This is a genomic window from Roseovarius sp. PS-C2 (assembly GCF_018862045.1).
GTDB lineage: Bacteria > Pseudomonadota > Alphaproteobacteria > Rhodobacterales > Rhodobacteraceae > Roseovarius.
This window is the reverse complement of the sequence record NZ_JAHKSQ010000002.1, coordinates 127,734-145,192: the sequence shown is the minus strand read 5'-3', so window position 1 is coordinate 145,192 and position 17,459 is coordinate 127,734. Positions and strand designations below refer to the sequence as shown.

19 protein-coding genes are annotated in these 17,459 nt (G+C 65.8%); 11 read left to right on the top strand and 8 right to left on the bottom strand.

The window, feature by feature from the left end:
- Window position 1: 1 nt before the first annotated feature.
- Genes phnG through KPG71_RS03995 form a run of 9 tightly spaced genes read left to right on the top strand, consistent with a single transcriptional unit; the run spans window position 2 to window position 6,855 of the window.
- The gene (gene phnG / locus KPG71_RS04035) at window positions 2–457 is read left to right on the top strand and encodes a phosphonate C-P lyase system protein PhnG (RefSeq protein WP_216336857.1); all 456 of its coding nucleotides are present in this window, start codon (window positions 2–4) and stop codon (window positions 455–457) included.
- The gene (phnH, locus tag KPG71_RS04030; RefSeq protein WP_216336856.1) at window positions 457–1,020 is read left to right on the top strand and encodes a phosphonate C-P lyase system protein PhnH; all 564 of its coding nucleotides are present in this window, start codon (window positions 457–459) and stop codon (window positions 1,018–1,020) included. Before phnG ends, phnH begins: the two co-directional genes overlap by 1 nt.
- Window positions 1,020–2,129: a carbon-phosphorus lyase complex subunit PhnI gene (locus KPG71_RS04025; RefSeq protein WP_216336855.1), complete on the top strand. Its 1,110-nt coding sequence runs from the start codon at window positions 1,020–1,022 to the stop codon at window positions 2,127–2,129. The genes phnH and KPG71_RS04025 overlap by 1 nt, the downstream gene beginning before the upstream one ends.
- Window positions 2,126–2,722: an HAD family phosphatase gene (locus KPG71_RS04020; RefSeq protein WP_216336854.1), complete on the top strand. Its 597-nt coding sequence runs from the start codon at window positions 2,126–2,128 to the stop codon at window positions 2,720–2,722. Before KPG71_RS04025 ends, KPG71_RS04020 begins: the two co-directional genes overlap by 4 nt.
- Window positions 2,719–3,576 carry an alpha-D-ribose 1-methylphosphonate 5-phosphate C-P-lyase PhnJ gene (locus tag KPG71_RS04015; protein WP_216336853.1) on the top strand — a complete coding sequence of 286 codons (858 nt, stop codon included), beginning with the start codon at window positions 2,719–2,721 and terminating at the stop codon, window positions 3,574–3,576. Before KPG71_RS04020 ends, KPG71_RS04015 begins: the two co-directional genes overlap by 4 nt.
- Window positions 3,573–4,355 (top strand): phosphonate C-P lyase system protein PhnK, encoded by a 783-nt coding sequence (phnK, locus tag KPG71_RS04010; protein WP_216336852.1) that lies wholly within the window; start codon window positions 3,573–3,575, stop codon window positions 4,353–4,355. The genes KPG71_RS04015 and phnK overlap by 4 nt, the downstream gene beginning before the upstream one ends.
- Window positions 4,356–4,415: 60 nt before the next feature.
- Window positions 4,416–5,099: a phosphonate C-P lyase system protein PhnL gene (gene phnL / locus KPG71_RS04005; protein ID WP_216336851.1), complete on the top strand. Its 684-nt coding sequence runs from the start codon at window positions 4,416–4,418 to the stop codon at window positions 5,097–5,099.
- Entirely contained in the window at window positions 5,096–5,671 is a 576-nt protein-coding gene (gene phnN / locus KPG71_RS04000; RefSeq protein ID WP_216336850.1) for a phosphonate metabolism protein/1,5-bisphosphokinase (PRPP-forming) PhnN, read from the top strand. The genes phnL and phnN overlap by 4 nt, the downstream gene beginning before the upstream one ends.
- Window positions 5,672–5,679: 8 nt before the next feature.
- Window positions 5,680–6,855, top strand: coding sequence for an alpha-D-ribose 1-methylphosphonate 5-triphosphate diphosphatase (locus KPG71_RS03995; RefSeq protein WP_216337197.1), 1,176 nt, complete (start codon window positions 5,680–5,682; stop codon window positions 6,853–6,855).
- 3 nt (window positions 6,856–6,858) lie between these two features.
- Here the strand turns inward: KPG71_RS03995 and KPG71_RS03990 are convergent, their stop codons facing one another.
- The 5 genes from KPG71_RS03990 to KPG71_RS03970 all read right to left on the bottom strand — a co-directional run bounded on the left by KPG71_RS03990 (window position 6,859) and on the right by KPG71_RS03970 (window position 11,936).
- Window positions 6,859–7,776, bottom strand: a complete 918-nt coding sequence (locus KPG71_RS03990; protein WP_216336849.1) for an energy transducer TonB — start codon at window positions 7,774–7,776, stop codon at window positions 6,859–6,861.
- Window positions 7,773–8,198 (bottom strand): biopolymer transporter ExbD, encoded by a 426-nt coding sequence (locus KPG71_RS03985; RefSeq protein WP_216336848.1) that lies wholly within the window; start codon window positions 8,196–8,198, stop codon window positions 7,773–7,775. The genes KPG71_RS03990 and KPG71_RS03985 overlap by 4 nt, the downstream gene beginning before the upstream one ends.
- 4 nt (window positions 8,199–8,202) lie before the next feature.
- On the bottom strand, window positions 8,203–8,586 hold the full coding sequence (locus KPG71_RS03980; protein WP_216336847.1) for a biopolymer transporter ExbD: 384 nt from the start codon (window positions 8,584–8,586) through the stop codon (window positions 8,203–8,205).
- A gap of 1 nt (window position 8,587) precedes the next feature.
- Entirely contained in the window at window positions 8,588–9,337 is a 750-nt protein-coding gene (locus tag KPG71_RS03975) for a MotA/TolQ/ExbB proton channel family protein (protein ID WP_216336846.1), read from the bottom strand.
- A 319-nt stretch (window positions 9,338–9,656) separates the two neighbouring features.
- On the bottom strand, window positions 9,657–11,936 hold the full coding sequence (locus KPG71_RS03970; protein WP_216336845.1) for an adenosylcobalamin-dependent ribonucleoside-diphosphate reductase: 2,280 nt from the start codon (window positions 11,934–11,936) through the stop codon (window positions 9,657–9,659).
- Between the two features lie 96 nt (window positions 11,937–12,032).
- Between KPG71_RS03970 and KPG71_RS03965 the strand changes: the two genes are divergently transcribed.
- Window positions 12,033–12,461, top strand: a complete 429-nt coding sequence (locus KPG71_RS03965; RefSeq protein WP_216336844.1) for a DUF1489 family protein — start codon at window positions 12,033–12,035, stop codon at window positions 12,459–12,461.
- A gap of 283 nt (window positions 12,462–12,744) precedes the next feature.
- Complete coding sequence (locus tag KPG71_RS03960; RefSeq protein WP_216336843.1) at window positions 12,745–13,338, top strand: outer membrane protein; 594 nt, start codon at window positions 12,745–12,747, stop codon at window positions 13,336–13,338.
- Between the two features lie 787 nt (window positions 13,339–14,125).
- On the opposite strand, the gene hisG is transcribed toward KPG71_RS03960, so the two are convergent.
- The 3 genes from hisG to hisS are packed head-to-tail and all read right to left on the bottom strand — an operon-like array spanning window position 14,126 to window position 17,390.
- Window positions 14,126–14,821 (bottom strand): ATP phosphoribosyltransferase, encoded by a 696-nt coding sequence (gene hisG, locus KPG71_RS03955; protein WP_216336842.1) that lies wholly within the window; start codon window positions 14,819–14,821, stop codon window positions 14,126–14,128.
- Window positions 14,818–15,903, bottom strand: a complete 1,086-nt coding sequence (locus KPG71_RS03950; RefSeq protein ID WP_216336841.1) for an ATP phosphoribosyltransferase regulatory subunit — start codon at window positions 15,901–15,903, stop codon at window positions 14,818–14,820. The genes hisG and KPG71_RS03950 overlap by 4 nt, the downstream gene beginning before the upstream one ends.
- On the bottom strand, window positions 15,900–17,390 hold the full coding sequence (gene hisS / locus KPG71_RS03945) for a histidine--tRNA ligase (protein WP_216336840.1): 1,491 nt from the start codon (window positions 17,388–17,390) through the stop codon (window positions 15,900–15,902). The genes KPG71_RS03950 and hisS overlap by 4 nt, the downstream gene beginning before the upstream one ends.
- Window positions 17,391–17,459 lie beyond the last annotated feature (69 nt).

The following is a 17,459-nucleotide window of genomic DNA, read 5'->3' as shown; positions in this document are numbered from 1 at the left end:
GATGAAAGATCACGCCCCCGATCACGGCCCGCGACAGGCATGGATGGGTCTGCTGGCCAAGGCCGCGCCGGGCCGCGTGGCGGCCCTGCTGGACGATACATGCCCCCGCCCCGGCTTCGACTGGCTGCGTCGCCCGGAAACCGGCAGCGTCATGGTGCGCGGCCGCACCGGCGGCACCGGCGCACCCTTCAACCTTGGCGAAATGACCGTGACGCGCTGCGCCCTGCGCCTGCCCTGCGGCACGGTCGGCCACGCCTATATCCAGGGCCGCAGCAAACCCGATGCCGAGGCCGCCGCACTGGTCGATGCCCTGATGCAGACCGACCGGGCCCCGGCCCTGCAAACCGGGGTTCTGGACCCACTCAGGGCCGAGGCCGAGACCGCCCGCACCAACCGCGCCGCCCGCGCGGCAGCGACGAAAGTCGACTTCTTCACCATGGTCCGAGGAGAGGATTGATGCACAGCGCAACGCTTGACGGCGGCTTTGCCGACCCGGCCATCGAGGCCGCAACCGCATTCCGCGCGGTGATGGAGGCCATGGCCCGTCCCGGACGGATCGAAACCCTTGCCGGGGCCACACCTCCCGCGCCGCTGTCCCCGGCGGCAGGGGCGGTTGTGCTGACCCTGTGTGACACCGACACGCCGCTGTTCCTGGCGGGTGAAATGGACTGCCCGGCGGTGCGCGACTGGCTGGCCTTTCACACCGGCGCACCGCTGAGCGACGCAAGCAATTGCGCCTTTGCCATCGGACACTGGGACGATTTTCTGCCGCTGTCGCAATTTCCCTGCGGCACGGCGGAATATCCCGATCGCTCCGCCACGCTGATCGTCGAACTGCCCGAACTGTCGGCGCGGGGGGCCACCCTGCGGGGCCCCGGAATTCAGGACACCGCCACCCTGTCCCTGCCCGACGGCGATGCGTTTCGCCAGAACGCCGCGCGTTTCCCTCTGGGCCTGGATTTCATCTTTACCAGCGGTCGGACCCTTGCCGCCCTGCCGCGTTCCACCGAGGTGCTGTAATGTATGTCGCCGTCAAGGGCGGAGAGCGCGCCATCGACAACGCTCACGCATGGCTGGCCGAGGAACGGCGCGGCGATCCGTCGGTCCCCGAACTGTCCATCGCGCAAATCCGCGAACAGATGGCGCTGGCGGTCAACCGCGTCATGGCCGAGGGTTCGCTTTACGATCCCGACCTTGCCGCACTGGCGATCAAACAGGCGCGCGGCGACCTGATCGAGGCGATTTTCCTGATCCGCGCCTATCGCACCACCCTGCCCCGGCTGGGCAATTCGCGCCCGGTCGAAACCGCCGCAATGGCCTGCGACAGGCGTATCTCGGCCACGTTCAAGGACCTCCCCGGCGGGCAGATCCTGGGGCCGACATTCGACTACACCCACCGCCTGCTGGATTTCAAACTGGCCGCCGAGGGCGCCCCCCCGCAAGACGCGCCCCAACGCCCCCCCGAGGCGGGCGACGTGCCCCATGTCACCGGCTTCCTCAACCGCGAGGGCCTGATCGAAGAGGCCCCCGCCGATGACACGCCCCCGCCAGACCTGACACGCCAACCGCTGGAACTGCCCGCCGAACGGGCGCTGCGCCTTCAGGCGCTGGCGCGCGGCGACGAGGGGTTTGTCCTGTCGATGGCCTATTCCACGCAGCGCGGCTATGGCCGCAACCACGCCTTCGTGGGCGAGTTGCGCATCGGCGCGGTCAGCGTCGAGATGGACATCCCCGAACTGGGCTTCGCCATCGAGATCGGCGACATCACCCTGACCGAATGCGAAACCGTGAACCAGTTCACCGGCTCGAAAACCGAACCGCCGCAATTCACCCGTGGCTATGGGCTGGTCTTCGGTCAGACCGAGCGCAAGGCGATCTCGATGGCGCTGGTCGACCGCGCCCTGCGATGGCAGGAACTGGGCGAGGATTTCACCGGCGCCCCGTCACAGGACGCCGAATTCGTCCTGTCCCATGCCGACAACATTCAGGCCACCGGGTTCCTCGAACACATCAAGCTGCCCCACTACGTCGATTTCCAGTCCGAACTGGAACTGGTGCGCAAACTGCGCCGCGAGGTGGCCGAGCGCGCCGAGGCCGCCAACACATCCCGTCAGGAGGCCGCCGAATGACCAGCGTCGTCTTCGATATCGGAAACGTGCTGGTCGAATGGGACCCCGTCGCCGCCTTCCTGCCCGATCTGGGATGCCGCACAAAGGCGCAGGCGTTTCTTGACCGCACCGGCTTTCACGCGCGCAACGCACGCGCCGACCGGGGCGAACGCTTTGGCGCGCTGGCGCAGGAAATCCACGACCCGGACGACCGAATGCTGTTCTCGCGCTATCTGGAACGCTACGCGCTGACCCTGCGCGAGCCGATCGAAGGCACATGGGACATCGTCAACCGGCTGAAACGCCGCGGCCACGATGTGCATGCGATCACCAACTGGTCGGCGGAAACATGGCCCATCGGGCTTACCCTGCATCCGCGCCTGACCGACACGTTCGGCGTCACCATCGTGTCTGGCCGCGAAGGGATGGGCAAACCCGAACCAGCCATCTTCGACCTGCTCTGCCAGCGCGCCGATGTGCCCCCGCAAGACTGCCTGTTCATCGACGACAGCCCCGCCAACGTGCAGGGCGCACGCGATGCGGGCTGGCAGGGGCATCACTTCATCTCGCCCGAAACCCTCGAGGCGGACCTGACCGAAAGGGGCCTGTTGTGACCGACCAAGCCTATAACTTCGCCTATCTGGACGAACAGACCAAACGCATGATCCGCCGCGCCATCCTCAAGGGGCTGGCGATCCCCGGCTATCAGGTGCCGTTCGCCAGCCGCGAAATGCCCATGCCCTACGGCTGGGGCACCGGCGGCGTGCAGGTCTCGGCGGCGGTGCTGACGCCCGAGGACCGTTTCAAGGTGATCGACCAGGGCGCCGACGACACCACCAACGCCGTGTCGATCCGCAATTTCTTTCGCCGCACGGCGGGGGTGGAGGTGACCACCGAAACCACCGCCGCCAGCGTGATCCAGACCCGCCACCGGATTCCCGAAACCGCCCTGCAAGACGGGCAGATACTGGTCTATCAGGTGCCGATCCCCGAACCCCTGCGTTTTCTGGAGCCGCGTGAAACCGAAACCCGCAAGATGCACAGCCTGGAAGAATACGGGCTAATGCATGTGAAACTGTATGAAGACATCAGCCGCCACGGCCATATTGCAACCGCTTACGCCTATCCCGTCAAGGTCGAGGGGCGCTATGTGATGGACCCGTCGCCGATCCCGAAGTTCGACAACCCGAAACTGTCGGACTGCCCGGCGATCCAACTTTTCGGCGCCGGGCGCGAACAGCGCATCTATGCGCTGCCACCCTATACCACGGTCGTCAGTCTCGATTTCGAGGACCACCCGTTCGACGCCTCGAAGGCCGACCATCCCTGCGGGCTGTGCGGGGCAAGCGACAGTTACCTTGACGAGGTGATCACCGATGACGCGGGCGGGCGGATGTTCGTCTGCTCGGACACGGATTATTGCGAAGCCCGGCAGGCGCAGGGCCATCGCGGAAAGGACGCTGCATGAGCCCTGATCCCACCCTCCCCCTTCTGTCGGTGCGCGACCTGCGTAAGCTCTATGGCAGCCATATCGGCTGCACCGGCGTGTCGTTCGATCTTTACCCCGGCGAGGTCATGGGCATCGTCGGCGAAAGTGGCTCGGGCAAATCCACGCTGCTCAACTGCATGGCCGGCCACCTGACGCCCGATGCAGGTCAGGTGATCTTCGACACGCGCACGGGTCCTAGGGACACCGTCACCATGTCCGAACCCGAACGCCGGATGCTGTCGCGCACCGACTGGGCCTTTGTCCACCAGCACGCCCGCGACGGGCTGCGTATGGGTGTCAGCGCGGGCGGCAATGTGGGCGAACGCCTGATGGCCGTGGGCGCGCGCCACTATGGCGACATCCGCGCACGTGCGACGGATTGGCTGGACCGCGTCGAAATCGCCCCCGACCGTATCGACGACCGCCCGTCGACCTTTTCGGGCGGAATGCAGCAACGGCTGCAAATCGCGCGCAACCTCGTCACCGGACCGCGGCTGGTATTCATGGACGAACCCACCGGCGGGCTGGATGTCAGCGTGCAGGCCCGCCTGCTGGATTTGCTGCGCGGGCTGGTGCGTGACATGGGCCTGTCGGCCATCATCGTCACCCACGATCTGGCGGTGGTACGGCTGCTGGCGGATCGCCTCATGGTGATGAAGTCGGGCCATGTGGTGGAACAGGGCCTGACCGATCAGGTGCTGGACGATCCGCAACACGGCTATACGCAGCTTCTGGTTTCCAGCGTGCTGCAAGTCTGAAACACCCGGGGGCTGTCTGCCCCCGGACCCCCGAGGATATTTGGAAACAGAAGAAAGCCCATGATCGAGATCGAGAACCTGTCCAAGGCCTTTACCCTGCACAATCAGGGCGGCGCGACAATCCGCGTGATGCAGGGCGCGACCCTGTCGGTGGCGCGCGGAGACTGCGTGGCCCTGACCGGGGCGTCGGGCGCGGGCAAATCCACGCTGATGCGGATGATCTATGGCAACTACTTGGCCGAAGCGGGGCGCATCCGCGTGGGCAACACGGTGGTGACGGATGCCGCGCCGCGCGACATTCTCAGGATGCGCCGCGACACGCTGGGCTATGTCAGCCAGTTCCTGCGCGTGGTGCCGCGCGTTCCCACGCTGGACGTGGTGGCCGAGCCCCTGCTGGCGGTCGGCACACCGCTGGAGGATGCCCGCGTCCGCGCCGCCGAACTGCTGAAACGGCTGAACATCCCCGAAACCCTGTGGGGGCTGTCGCCCACCACCTTTTCGGGGGGAGAACAGCAGCGCGTGAACATCGCGCGCGGCTTTGCCCATGACTATCCCGCACTTTTGCTGGACGAACCCACCGCCAGCCTGGACGCCACCAATCGCGAGGTCGTTCTGGGCCTGATCGAAGCCGCCAAGGCGCGCGGCGCGGCCATCGTCGGGATTTTCCACGACGAGGCCGCCCGTGACCGGGTTTGCGACCGTGAAATCGACGTCACCGCCTTTACCCCGGCGAGGGCCGCATGAGCGCGGGCCGCCTGATCGCCCTGGTCGGTCCATCCGGCGCAGGCAAGGACAGCGTCATGCGCGGCCTTGCCGAAGCCGCCCCTGCGCTGGTTCCGGTGCGCCGCGCGATCACCCGCACCCCCGGCCTTGGCGGCGAAGACTATGACGCGCTGAGCGAGGCCGAATTCACCGCCCGCGCCGATACGGGCGGGTTCTGCCTGCACTGGAACGCACATGGCCTGCGCTATGGCATTCCCTCTGCCATACCCGACGATGTCCGGGGCGGCGCGCAACGCATGGCGAACCTGTCGCGCGGGGTTCTGGGACAGGCCGCGCTGATTTTCCCCGCGCTGGAGGTGTTGCATGTCACCGCCACCCCCGAAACGCTGGCCAGGCGGCTGGCCGGGCGTGGCCGTGAAACCACACAGGACATTGCGCGCCGCCTGAACCGCAACACCGCGCCCCTGCCCAAGGGGCTGAGGGTGCATAACATTTCCAATGACGGCCCGATCGAAGCGACCGTCGATCAGGCCCTGCACCTGCTGGGCCTCGCCGCCCCGGCGCGACTGACCCAAGGACGATACACCGGATGACCCCAGCCATGCCCGCCCCCGCCGACCTGTCCCTTGCGCCCGGCGCCGAAACCCTGCACCTGGCCAATGCCCGGCTGGTGTTGCCCGACACGGTGCTGACCGGCTCGCTGAGCCTGTCCGACGGCCGGATCGCCGAAATCACCCCCGGCACTCATGTCGCGGCCGGGGCCATCGACTGCGACGGCGATTACATCACGCCGGGCCTGATCGAGCTGCACACCGACAATCTCGAGCGCCATATCGAACCGCGCCCCTCGGTCGACTGGCCGCACCTTTCGGCGATCCTTGCCCATGACGGCGAACTGGCCTCGACCGGGATCACCACCGTGTTCGACGCGATGCGCGTCGGCTCGATCCACACCGGCAAGGGCGGCTATGTGAAATACGCCCGCGCCCTGACCGACGAAATCCTTGCCCTGCGCCGCGCCGATGCCCTGCGGATCAGCCATTTCCTGCACCTGCGGGCCGAAATCTGTTCCGAAACCCTGCTCGAGGAACTGGCCGAATTCACCCCCGAAGACCGCATCGGCATTGTCAGCCTGATGGATCACACGCCGGGGCAACGCCAGTTCCGCGACCTGTCCAAGCTCAAGACCTATATCGCCAAGAAACGCGGCATGAGCGACGCCGATTTCGAGGCCCATGTGACCCACCTCAAGGGGCTGCGCGCACGGCTGGGCGACACGCACGAAACCGGCGCCATCGCCGAGGCCAACCGCCTTGGCGCGGTTCTGGCCAGCCATGACGACACCACCGCCGAACAGGTCACGGCCTCGCAGGGGAACGGCGTGGGTTTTGCCGAATTTCCCACCACGATCGAGGCCGCCGAGGCCTGCCGCGACAAAGGCGTGGCGATCATGATGGGGGCGCCCAACATCATCCGGGGCGGCTCTCATTCGGGCAATGTCAGCGCGCTGGACCTGGCCGGGCGCGGGCTTCTGGATATCGTGTCGTCCGATTACGTGCCCTCGGCGCTGCTGCTGTCGGCGTTCCGGCTGGGCGAAGTCTGGCAGGACCTGCCCCGCGCCATCCGCACCGTCACCGCCGCCCCCGCCGAAGTGACGGGGCTGACGGATCGCGGCCACCTGATCGCGGGTCAGCGCGCCGATCTTCTGCGCATCCGCGATATCAACGGCACCCCCGTGGTGCGCACGGTCTGGAGCCGGGGACGGCAAGTCGGCTAAGGGTCAGCGGTTGAAGCGCATTTGCAGGGTGAAGGTATAGCTGGCCTTGGTCAGCCCCTTGGGCGCCGCCGCGAACCGCCCGGCGGATTGCACTGCGCGCAGCGCCGCCTGATCCAGCGCCGCATTGCCCGACGAGCGCGCCAGCCCGACGCCCTGCAAACTGCCGTTGCGCCCCACCGTCAGGCGCACCGTAACCGTGCCCGACGCCCCGCGTGCCGCCGACGGATAGCGCTTGCGCCGCTCGATCTGGCGGCGCACCTGCGCGCCCCATCGGGCGGTCAGGCTCTGGATCTGGCCCGCGCTCAGCGTGGCCGCCTGTGTTTGCCGGGCATTGCCCGCATTCGCCCCCTGCCCCTGCCCGGCGGCACGCTGTGCCGTGCTGGAGGCCGCTGCCTGCTTCGGTTTGTCCGCCTTCTTCGCTTGCTTCTTCGGCGCGGGCTCACGCCTGGGCTGTTGCTTGGGCGGATCAGGCCGCTCGGGGCGCAGTTGCGGGCGTGTCTCGCCCAATCGTTCCAGTTCCGGATCCGGGCGCTGCACCGGCGGCGGCGGCGGAGGCGCGGTGACGGAGGCATCCGGCAGACTGTCGGATTGCGGCACCGCAAGGCCCGGCACTGCCGGGGCCACGGGGGCGGCGGGGGCCGTGGGCCGCTCCGGCTGCTCCAGCGGCGGCATCTCGGGCTCGTTCAGCGCTGCGGTCTCGGGCATGTCCGGCGCTTCGACCGGCTCGGGCACCTCGGGCGGGGTTTCCCACTGCGCCACCATATCGGCAATTTGCCCGTCCGACACCTGGATCGACACCGCCGTTTCGCCCGCCTGCCCGGACGAGGCCACCCCTTGCGTGCGCGGCCCGATCAGCACCACCGCCAGATGCGCCACCACGGCCAGCACCAGGAAACCGCCGAATTCCAGCGCGCGTATCATTGCGACACCGTCACAAGCTGAATTTCCGCGAATCCCGCCTGCGCCAGCCGAGGCATCAGCGCCGCCAGCGTGGCCCCCGGCACATCCGCATCGGCCCGCAATATCAGCGGCGGGGGCGGCACCGTGTCCGAACAGCCGCCATCGGCGCAATAGGCCTCTTTGGCAGCCTGCAACGCGGCCAGCGCATCGTCCTCACCACGCGCCTCTCCAAAGGCCAGGTCACCCTGCGCCCCCAGATACAGCGTGAATTCGCCCTCCGCCGGATCAAGCGCCTGCGTGGCACTCGGCGGCTTCACGTCGATCGGGTCGGGCGGGGCGATCTGCGCGGTCATCAGGAAAAAGATCAGCAGCAGGAACACCACGTTGATCATCGGAACGATGCTTTCGGGCGGGTGACGGCGGGGCGGTTCGGAAAACTGCATCGGCCTACTCCACCAACACCAGCGCCGTGAACCCGGCCTGCTTCAACGCCTGCATCACGTCCACAACACGCTGCAAGCGTGCCTCGTCACGGGCGCGCAGCACGATGGTATCGCCCGGATCGCCCACCAGATCGGCCAGCGCCGCAGGCAGGGCCTCGGGGGTCATCTCCTGCCCGTTCAGGCGCAGACCCTCGGGCAGAATATCCACCAGACGCGGCGGCCCGGAATAGGGCCGCTCGCCCCCCGAACCGGGCGCATTCAGCGGCACCTGCATATCCATCCCGAACCGCGAGGCCAGCATGAAGAACACCAGCAGCAGGAACACCACGTCGATCATCGGCGTCAGGCTGGGTTTCCTGCGGGGTCTGGGGGGACCGAAGGCGAACATCTTACTCGGCCGCACGCGCCATCGCCGCGCCGTCCTCGCCCTGCACGGGGCGCAGGAAAATGCGCGTGGCGAAATCCTCCATCTCAAGGCGCAGCCGGTCCACCACGCTCTCGAACCACGTCAGCGCCATCGACGCCGGGATCGCCACCGCCATACCCGCCGCCGTGGTCAGCAAGGCCTCCCAGATGCCCCCGGCCAGAATCGCCGGATCGGCGCGGCTGCCCGCTGCCTGCAAGGCCTGGAACGCCGCGATCATGCCCAGAACCGTGCCCAGAAGCCCCAGCAGCGGCGCGATGGTCGCGATCAGTTCGAGCGGGCGCAAACCGCCGCGCGCTTTCGCCAACAAATTACGCGCCACACGCTCGGTTTCGGCCTGCGCCGCATCCGCGTCCAGTGTCGCATCGCGCCGCGCCTCCATCGCCGCGCGGATCAGAACCGCCCGGCAGGTGCGCCGCCCCTGCAACTGCGCCAGCGCCCGATCTTCATCGCCCTGCGCCCACAGCTCCACCGCGCGGCGCGCATGGCCCCCGCCGATCCAGGCACCCATGATCGCCAGCCGCCAGACCTTCCACAGGATCAGCGCCAGCGCGACAACCGAAACTGCCGCAATGGCCCAGATCGCCGGACCGCCCAGCACGATGAACTCGACGACCTTGTCGAACCGGCCAGCGGCCCCGCCCAGCACGGCATCCTGCACCAGCCCCGCCGGTGCGTCCGCCTGGGGAAGCGTCGTGGTCATTTCGTCAGCCATGGGCCACCTCGTATGCTCTGCCGCCCGTCCACAAGCGGCGTTTTCGGGTTAAAGCGCTTCACGATACGCTTCAAGTGCGCCGCATTGTCCCGCACACAGGGAAATTCAGGGCCGAACATGTCATGAAACCGCGCCGCCCCTGCCGTGTAAACCGTGATGGATAGCTGGCGGGATCGCTGGCTGTGCCGCGCGAATGGCGCGCGTTGACGCCGCTTTACGTATCCCGACAATTACTGTCAACTAAAAAGCCCGCGCGCAGCCAACCGCTCAACCGGGAACAGGCAGACCCCGCCACAACAGCCCCGTCAGGCCGCCCGGCTCAGCCGCATTTGGAATGGCCGCAACTGGCGCAGGTCATGCAGCCCTCGATCATCCGCATGTCATAGCTGCCGCAGGACGGGCAGGACGGACCGCGCGGCGCGTCGAGGTTCACCACCGATTGCGTCGGGTCGGTCTTGAGCCCCAGCCCCTCGCCTTCGAGGAACCCGATCGAGATCATGTGCTGTTCCAGGATACCGCCGATCGCCGCAAGGATCGAAGGGATGTATTTCCCCTGCATCCACGCCCCGCCGCGCGGGTCGAACACGGCTTTCAACTCTTCCACCACGAAACTCACGTCGCCACCGCGCCGGAACACCGCGCTGATCATCCGCGTCAGCGCCACCGTCCAGGCGTAATGCTCCATGTTTTTGGAGTTGATGAACACCTCGAACGGGCGGCGATGCCCGTTCAGCACGATGTCGTTCACGGTGATATAGATCGCATGGTTGCTGTCGGGCCATTTCAGCTTGTAGGTCGCGCCCTCCAGTTCCGTGGGCCGGTCCAGCGGCTCGGACATATAGACCACCTCGCCGCCCTCTTGCGGCAGCGGCACACCGGCCTCGCCCGGCGTTTTATCCGCAGTTTCGCTCACGCTCAGCACGCTGCCGGTCACGTCGTTGGGCCGGTAGGTGGTGCAGCCCTTGCAGCCGGTTTCATAGGCCTGCATGTAGACATCCTTGAACGCCTCGAAGGAAATATCGGCAGGGCAGTTGATCGTCTTGGAAATGCTGCTGTCCACCCAGCGCTGCGCGGCGGCCTGCATTTTTACGTGATCCGCCGGGGCCAGTGTCTGGGCATTCACGAAATAGTCGGGCAATTCGGCATCGCCCATCTGTTCGCGCCACATCCGCACGGCGTAATCCACCACCTCTTCCTCGGTGCGCGACCCGTCTTTCTGCAGCACCTTGCGGGTGTAGGAATAGGCGAATACCGGCTCGATCCCCGAACTCACATTTCCCGCATAAAGGCTGATCGTCCCGGTCGGCGCGATGCTGGTCAGCAGGGCGTTGCGGATACCGTGCTCGGCCACTGCCGCGCGCACATCCTCGTCCATGCCCATCATGTTGCCCGAGGCCAGGAACGCATCAGAGTCGAACAGCGGGAACGGCCCCTTTTCCTTCGCCAACTCGACACTGGCCAGATAGGCGGCACGCGCGATCTGCTTCAGCCACGCCTCGGTCTGCGCCGCGGCCTCGTCGCTGCCATAGCGCAAGCCGACCATCAGCAACGCATCCGCCAGCCCGGTCACGCCCAGCCCGATCCGCCGCTTGTTGGCGGCCTCCTGCGCCTGCGCCTCCAGCGGGAATTTCGACGCATCCACCACGTTGTCCATCATCCGCACGGCGGTCGCCACCAGATCGTCCAGCGCCTCCCGGTCCAGCGCCGCCCCCTTGCCGAACGGATCGCGCACCAGCCGCGCCATGTTGATCGACCCCAGCAGGCACGCCCCATAGGGCGGCAGCGGTTGCTCGCCACACGGGTTGGTCGCCGCGATCGTCTCGCAGTAATTCAGGTTGTTCGCCTCGTTGATCCGGTCGATGAAAATCACCCCCGGCTCGGCGAAATCATAGGTCGCCTGCATGATCCGGTTCCACAGGTCGCGCGCCTCGACCGTCTTGTAAACCTTGCCGTCGAATTCCAGCTCCCACGAGCCATCGGCCTTGACCGCCTCCATGAAGGCGTCCGTCACCAGCACCGACAGGTTGAACATCCGCAGCCGCGCCGAATCCGCCTTGGCGGCGATGAAATCCTCGATATCAGGATGATCGCAGCGCATGGTCGCCATCATCGCGCCCCGGCGGCTGCCCGCGCTCATGATGGTGCGGCACATGGCATCCCACACATCCATGAAGCTCAGCGGCCCGCTGGCATCGGCGGCCACGCCATGCACTTCGGCCCCCTTGGGCCGGATCGTGCTGAAATCGTACCCGATCCCGCCGCCCTGCTGCATGGTCAACGCGGCCTCTTTCAGCATCTCGAAAATGCCGCCCATGTTGTCGGGGATCGTGCCCATCACGAAACAGTTGAACAGCGTCACGCTGCGCGCCGTCCCGGCCCCCGCCGTGATCCGCCCCGCCGGCAGGTATTTGAAATCCTCCAGCGCGCCGTAAAACCGCTCTTCCCACGTTTCCGGCTCGGCCTCGACCGCCGCCAGAGCACGGGCAATACGGCGCCATGTATCCTCGACCGTCTCGTCGACAGGGGTGCCATCGGCCTCTTTCAGACGGTATTTCATGTCCCAGATGGACTGGGCAATCGGGGCGGCAAAACGGGTCATGGCGCGAATCCTGCTTGGCTGGGGAGACCCACAATAACTTGAAGCCCGGCGCATTTCCACTACTCTATATGCCCATCGCGCAGGGAATCGCAGGTCATGGCCAAACTCCATCTCATCAAGCTCAGCGTCGGCACGGACAGCGTCGAAAGCCTGATGCGCTGGCAATCCACGCCCCACGCCCAGGGCCCCGACGGCATGCCGCGCCACATCACCCGCATGTGGCCCAAACGCGAGGCCGAACTTCTGGACGGAGGCTCGATTTTCTGGGTCATTCAAGGGCTTGTGCAATGCCGCCAGCGCCTGTTGCGCCTTGACGAGATCATCGGCGAGGACGGCATCCGCCGCTGCGCCTTCGTGCTGGACCCGCAGATAATCCGCACCACCACCGCCCAGAAACGCCCGTTTCAGGGCTGGCGCTACCTGCAAACGGGCGACGCCCCCGCCGACCTGCCCGCCAGCCGCCAGTCCGAGGACACGCTGCCGCCCGAACTCTCGGCGGCGCTGGCCGATATCGGCGTGCTCTGACGCCACGGTCACGAGGTTTTGACCGCCATCGCATGGCCCGCCGCTTTTTCAGCAGGAAAACGGCGATTTTCAGCGCATGACGCGACGCCCCCCGGCAGGATCGTGCCGTAAATTCCACCCCCCGTTGAATGTCGGCCCTTTCGCTCTCACCTGTTGACCAACCGCAGCGCAATCGCTGCCTGCGGTCGCCGGGCCGCACCCGCGGCACCGGCATCACAGGAAACGAGCAGTCCCGCTACCAGCGAGGACATGACAGGACACAAAGGTAAAAGGATCTGATCCAATGCTGAAACAAGGTTCCCTTATCGCCGCCTCCCTGGCGCTTGCCACAGGCCCCGCTTTCGCCGGCTCTCCCGTCGAACCCGCCCCCGATCCCGTCATCGCCACCCCCGCCCCCGCGCCCGCTCCGGCCAGCCCCGACTGGACCGGCGGCTACCTCGGCGGCCAGGTCGGTTACGGCAATGTCGACACCAGCGTTCCCGGCGTGGACGGTGACGGCGCCATCGGCGGTCTGACCGGCGGGTATGACTACGATCTCGGCCAGTGGGTCATCGGCGGCGGCCTCGATTACGACTGGGCCGATATCAGCCTCGGCGCAGGCAACCCCGATCTCGAAAACATCTTCCGCGTCAAGCTGCGCGGCGGCTACAAGATCGGCAACGGCCTGCTTTACGGCACCGGTGGCTGGGCACAGGCCGACACCGACACGCTGGGCGATGACGACGGCTATTTCGTCGGCGCGGGCTATGAACACATGGTCACGCAGAACTTCTCGCTCGGTGGCGAGGCGCTCTATCACGAGTTCTCCAACTTCGGGAACACCACCACCGATCTCGAAGCCACCACGGTTCAGGTCCGCGGTACGTTCCGCTTCTGATCCATGCCTCGCAAGACCCGGCACCGGGTTTTCACCCCTCGGGCATGCGACATCGGAAGATCGGGGTTTGCCGCGTGCATGCGGCAGGCCCCGACGGCCTGAAGGCCTGACCCCTCCAGATCGGGCCTCGTGGCGGGCGCGTCCCTTGGGCGCGCCCGTTTCGTTTGCGGCGCGGGGCGATGGGATCGACATGCGCCAATGGCGCCGTTTTCAGCACCTCTGATGCGCGGCGACCTGCGGCCGCTGTTTCGCGCGAGTGGAAAGACCTCTCTGCGGGACGAATCTGCCGTTCACGACGAAGGCTGACGTCAGCCCCTGGGGTGGCGATGCAACCGTAGTTTCAAAGAGCTTTATGGTCGCAAAACACATCCACAGAACGAACGGCGCGCCCAGCTCAGACAAATCGCCAGCCCAAGGGAGGGGCTGACGATAGCCGGGCCGCTTCGCGGCTGTTAACCGGCTGGGCGCTCTGCACGAACGTCTTGCAAGGCCTCATTCCAAACATTCACCATTCCAACGCTACCAACACATCACCATTGCCACCCATCGCCCGACGACACCCCGTAATGCCATATCCTTCACCTCGCCCGATCACGGCCTTCACATATCGCGCCGACATCCCCGTTCTGACACAAACCGATTAACCGAAGGTTGCCGCACCACGCGCCGGTCTCCGCAAGACCCACAACGCCCCCGTTTGCGTCCATCATGGACGCAAATTTCGCAACACCCCCCGGTTTTCGTACAAAACCCGCGTACACATCGTACAAAACGTACGAAACGCGCCTCAGTCCAGCGCCAGCTGTTTCAGCAGGGTCTTGAGCGTTTTGCGGTCGCCCTCGTCCATCGCCGCCCTGCGGGCGCGGAACAGCGTCGCCTGCGAGCGCAAGATCAATCCATCTTCCAATATTTTCAAATGGTTGGCCCGCAATGTATCGCCGGTCGAGGTGATATCGGCAATCGCCTCGGCAGTCTCGTTCTTGACCGTGCCCTCGGTTGCGCCCTGGCTGTCAACCAACTGGTAATCCGCCACCCCGTTATCGCGAAGGAACTCCCGCACCAGACGGTGATATTTGGTGGCAATTCTCAAACGAAATCCGTGCTTTAGCCGGAACGCGGCAGCGGCGGCGTCAAGGTCGTCCAGCGTGTTCACATCCACCCAGCACTTGGGCACCGCCAGCACCAGATCCGCCTGACCAAAGCCAAGCCCTGCCAATTCCTCAACAGAGCGATCCCACTGGCCCAGCTTGTCGCGCACCAGATCGGTGCCCGTCACCCCCAGATGAATGCGCCCGGCGGCCAGTTCGCGCGGGATTTCCCCGGCAGACAGCAGAACAAGTTCAACATTATCAATGCCCTGGACATACCCGGCATATTCCCGGTCCGATCCGGCCCGGCCCAGTTCGATCCCCCGCTGGCCGAACCAGCCAAAGGTCTTGTCCATCAGCCGCCCCTTCGACGGCACACCCAGTTTGAGGCTCATGTCAGCCCCCCAAGTTCAACCACCAATCCAGGGCGAATCACGCCGCCCACCGCCGGAATCTCGCGCCCCCGCCCCAGGTGCCGGGTCAGCGCGTCATACCGCCCGCCAGTCGCCACCGGCGGCAGGTCGGGGCGATTTTCTGCATAGAAACCAAAGACAAAGCCGTCATAGTATTCCATGTTGGTCCGTCCGTAACTGGCCTCGAAATCCAGCCGCGTCACGTCGATTCCGCGTGTCTCCAGCGCCTCCAGCCGCCGCGCCAGCCGGTCCACCGCAGGCTGGATCGTGGACATGTCCACCGCGATATCACGCAAATGTGATAGTGCATTGTCCGAGGTTTCCCGCACCGACAGCACCGCGTCGATCAGCGCCACCTCGTTTTCCGAGATCGGATCGGTGGCCGCATCCTCCTGCAACGCCTTGATCCGGCTCAGAATTTCGGCCTCCTGCCGCATCCCGATCACCGGCGCCACCCCCGACATCGGGTCCGCCATCGACAACAGCGCCGCCCGGCTGTCCGGCACCGGCACCCGCCCCGAGAACCGATCGATCAGTGCGCGAAATCGTCGCGGACGCCAGATATGCCGCCGCAACGCCCCCTTGCGCCGCTCGCTGGTGTGCAGCCCGTCGACCGCCGCCATCAGGATGCCGATATCCCCGGTCGCGGCACGCAGCCCCAAAGGCTTCAAAGTATTGAAAATGATCGAAAAAACACGCGCGTCGGCCGCCTCCGGCGCGTCGCGTTCGAACACCTCAAAACCAACCTGCATGTATTCATTGGCGCGCTCCGGGTCGTCCTCCTGACGGCGAAACACCTCGCCCGAATAGGTATAACAGGCCGGTTCCGCCCCATGCTCCATATGCATCTGCACCACCGGCACGGTGAAATCCGGGCGCAACATCTGCTCCCCGCGCAACGCATCCGACGTCACATAAGCCCGCGCACGGATGTCTTCGCCATAGAGATCCAGCAAAACCTCGGCTGGTTGCAGAATCGCCGTTTCGACCGACTGCGCGCCCTCGGCCTCGAAGGACGCCCGCAGGCGCGCGGCCTCGGCGCGGATGGCTGCGCGTTGGGTCATGAGCCTTGCCCGTCCAGAATTTCCCGCACCTTTTCAACAAGTTGCGCGCGCGGCACCTCGAACTGGCTGGGCCGTTCCTTCCACTCTTCCAGGGTCGCGTTTTCGGCAATCTTCGCACCAAGGATCAAGTCCTTGATCTGCACCACACCGCGCTCTTTCTCGTCGTCGCCTTCGATCACGGCAATGGGCGAGCCGCGCCGGTCGGCATATTTCATCTGGTTGCCGAAGTTCTTGGGATTGCCCAGATACACCTCGGCCCGGATTCCCGCGCGGCGCAATTCGCCCACCATGTCCTGATAATCGGCCATCCGGTCGCGATCCATCACCGTCACCACCACGGGGCCCTCAACGGTACCCCCGATCCGGCCCTTTTCACGCAGCGCCGCCAGCAGGCGGTCGACACCGATGGACACCCCCGTCGCAGGCACCGCCTGCCCGGTGAACCGCTTGACCAGATCGTCATACCGCCCGCCTCCGGCGACGCTGCCGAACTGCCGCTTGCGGCCTTTTTCATCAAAGATTTCAAAGGTCAACTCGGCCTCGAACACCGGCCCGGTGTAATATCCAAGCCCACGCACGACGCTGGGGTCGATTTCCACGCGGTCCGGCCCATAGCCCTGCGCGGCCAGAAGCTCGGCAATGGTTTCGAGTTCCTGAACACCCTCAAGCCCAATCGCAGAGTCACCCACAGCATCCCGCAGGTTATTCAGCGTCTGGGCTGCACTGTCACTTTTCGAGGTCAGGAAGGCCAGAACCGGCCCGGCCTGTTCGTCGCTCAGCCCCACACCGTCGATATAAGCCCCCGAGGCATCCAGCCGCCCCTTGCCCAACAATTCGCGCACACCGGCCTCGCCGACCTTGTCGAACTTGTCGATGGTGCGCAGCACCGCATCACGCTGCTCGCCTTCCTCAAGGCCCATGACCTCCAGAACGCCGTTCAGAACCTTCCGGTTGTTCACCCGCACGATGTAATCCCCGCGCGGGATGCCGACCTGTTCCAGCGTATCGGACAGCATCGCGCAAATCTCGGCATCCGCCGCAACCGACGGCGCGCCCACGGTATCCGCATCGCATTGATAAAACTGGCGAAACCGCCCCGGCCCCGGCTTTTCGTTGCGCCAGACCGGCCCCATAGCATAGCGCCGGTAGGGCGTGGGCAGGTCGTTGCGGTGCTGCGCGTAAACGCGGGCCAGCGGCGCGGTCAGGTCATAGCGCAGCGCCAGCCAGTCGCCCGGTTTGTCGCCTTCGGAATCCTCCTGCCAGGCAAAGACGCCCTCGTTCGGGCGATCCACATCGGGCAGGAACTTGCCAAGCGCCTCGACCGTTTCGACCGCGCTGCTTTCCAGCGCCTCGAACCCATAAAGATGATACACCCGCGCGATCTGTTGCAGCATCTCGGCGCGCTCGGTCACTTCGGGGCCGAAATAGTCGCGGAACCCCTTGGGCGTCTCGGCCTTGGGGCGGGGCTGTTTCTTCTGCTTGGCCATTATACGGGTCCATCGGCATATGCGGTTTGCCGCAGCGTCTAGCGGATGGGGCCAGCGGGGGCAAGCTGT

Bases quoted from the DNA above. Each gene is read 5' to 3' on its own strand.
- KPG71_RS03965 (WP_216336844.1), top strand. From the start codon at position 12,033: ATGGCCAAACTCCATCTCATCAAGCTCAGCGTCGGCACGGACAGCGTC.
- KPG71_RS03995 (WP_216337197.1), top strand. From the start codon at position 5,680: ATGCCCGCCCCCGCCGACCTGTCCCTTGCGCCCGGCGCCGAAACCCTG.
- KPG71_RS04025 (WP_216336855.1), top strand. From the start codon at position 1,020: ATGTATGTCGCCGTCAAGGGCGGAGAGCGCGCCATCGACAACGCTCAC.
- hisG (WP_216336842.1), bottom strand. From the start codon at position 14,821: ATGAGCCTCAAACTGGGTGTGCCGTCGAAGGGGCGGCTGATGGACAAG.
- phnH (WP_216336856.1), top strand. From the start codon at position 457: ATGCACAGCGCAACGCTTGACGGCGGCTTTGCCGACCCGGCCATCGAG.
- phnK (WP_216336852.1), top strand. From the start codon at position 3,573: ATGAGCCCTGATCCCACCCTCCCCCTTCTGTCGGTGCGCGACCTGCGT.
- KPG71_RS03980 (WP_216336847.1), bottom strand. From the start codon at position 8,586: ATGTTCGCCTTCGGTCCCCCCAGACCCCGCAGGAAACCCAGCCTGACG.
- phnN (WP_216336850.1), top strand. From the start codon at position 5,096: ATGAGCGCGGGCCGCCTGATCGCCCTGGTCGGTCCATCCGGCGCAGGC.
- phnL (WP_216336851.1), top strand. From the start codon at position 4,416: ATGATCGAGATCGAGAACCTGTCCAAGGCCTTTACCCTGCACAATCAG.
- phnG (WP_216336857.1), top strand. From the start codon at position 2: ATGAAAGATCACGCCCCCGATCACGGCCCGCGACAGGCATGGATGGGT.
- KPG71_RS03960 (WP_216336843.1), top strand. From the start codon at position 12,745: ATGCTGAAACAAGGTTCCCTTATCGCCGCCTCCCTGGCGCTTGCCACA.
- KPG71_RS03985 (WP_216336848.1), bottom strand. From the start codon at position 8,198: ATGCAGTTTTCCGAACCGCCCCGCCGTCACCCGCCCGAAAGCATCGTT.
- KPG71_RS03975 (WP_216336846.1), bottom strand. From the start codon at position 9,337: ATGGCTGACGAAATGACCACGACGCTTCCCCAGGCGGACGCACCGGCG.
- KPG71_RS03950 (WP_216336841.1), bottom strand. From the start codon at position 15,903: ATGACCCAACGCGCAGCCATCCGCGCCGAGGCCGCGCGCCTGCGGGCG.
- hisS (WP_216336840.1), bottom strand. From the start codon at position 17,390: ATGGCCAAGCAGAAGAAACAGCCCCGCCCCAAGGCCGAGACGCCCAAG.
- KPG71_RS03970 (WP_216336845.1), bottom strand. From the start codon at position 11,936: ATGACCCGTTTTGCCGCCCCGATTGCCCAGTCCATCTGGGACATGAAA.
- KPG71_RS03990 (WP_216336849.1), bottom strand. From the start codon at position 7,776: ATGATACGCGCGCTGGAATTCGGCGGTTTCCTGGTGCTGGCCGTGGTG.
- KPG71_RS04020 (WP_216336854.1), top strand. From the start codon at position 2,126: ATGACCAGCGTCGTCTTCGATATCGGAAACGTGCTGGTCGAATGGGAC.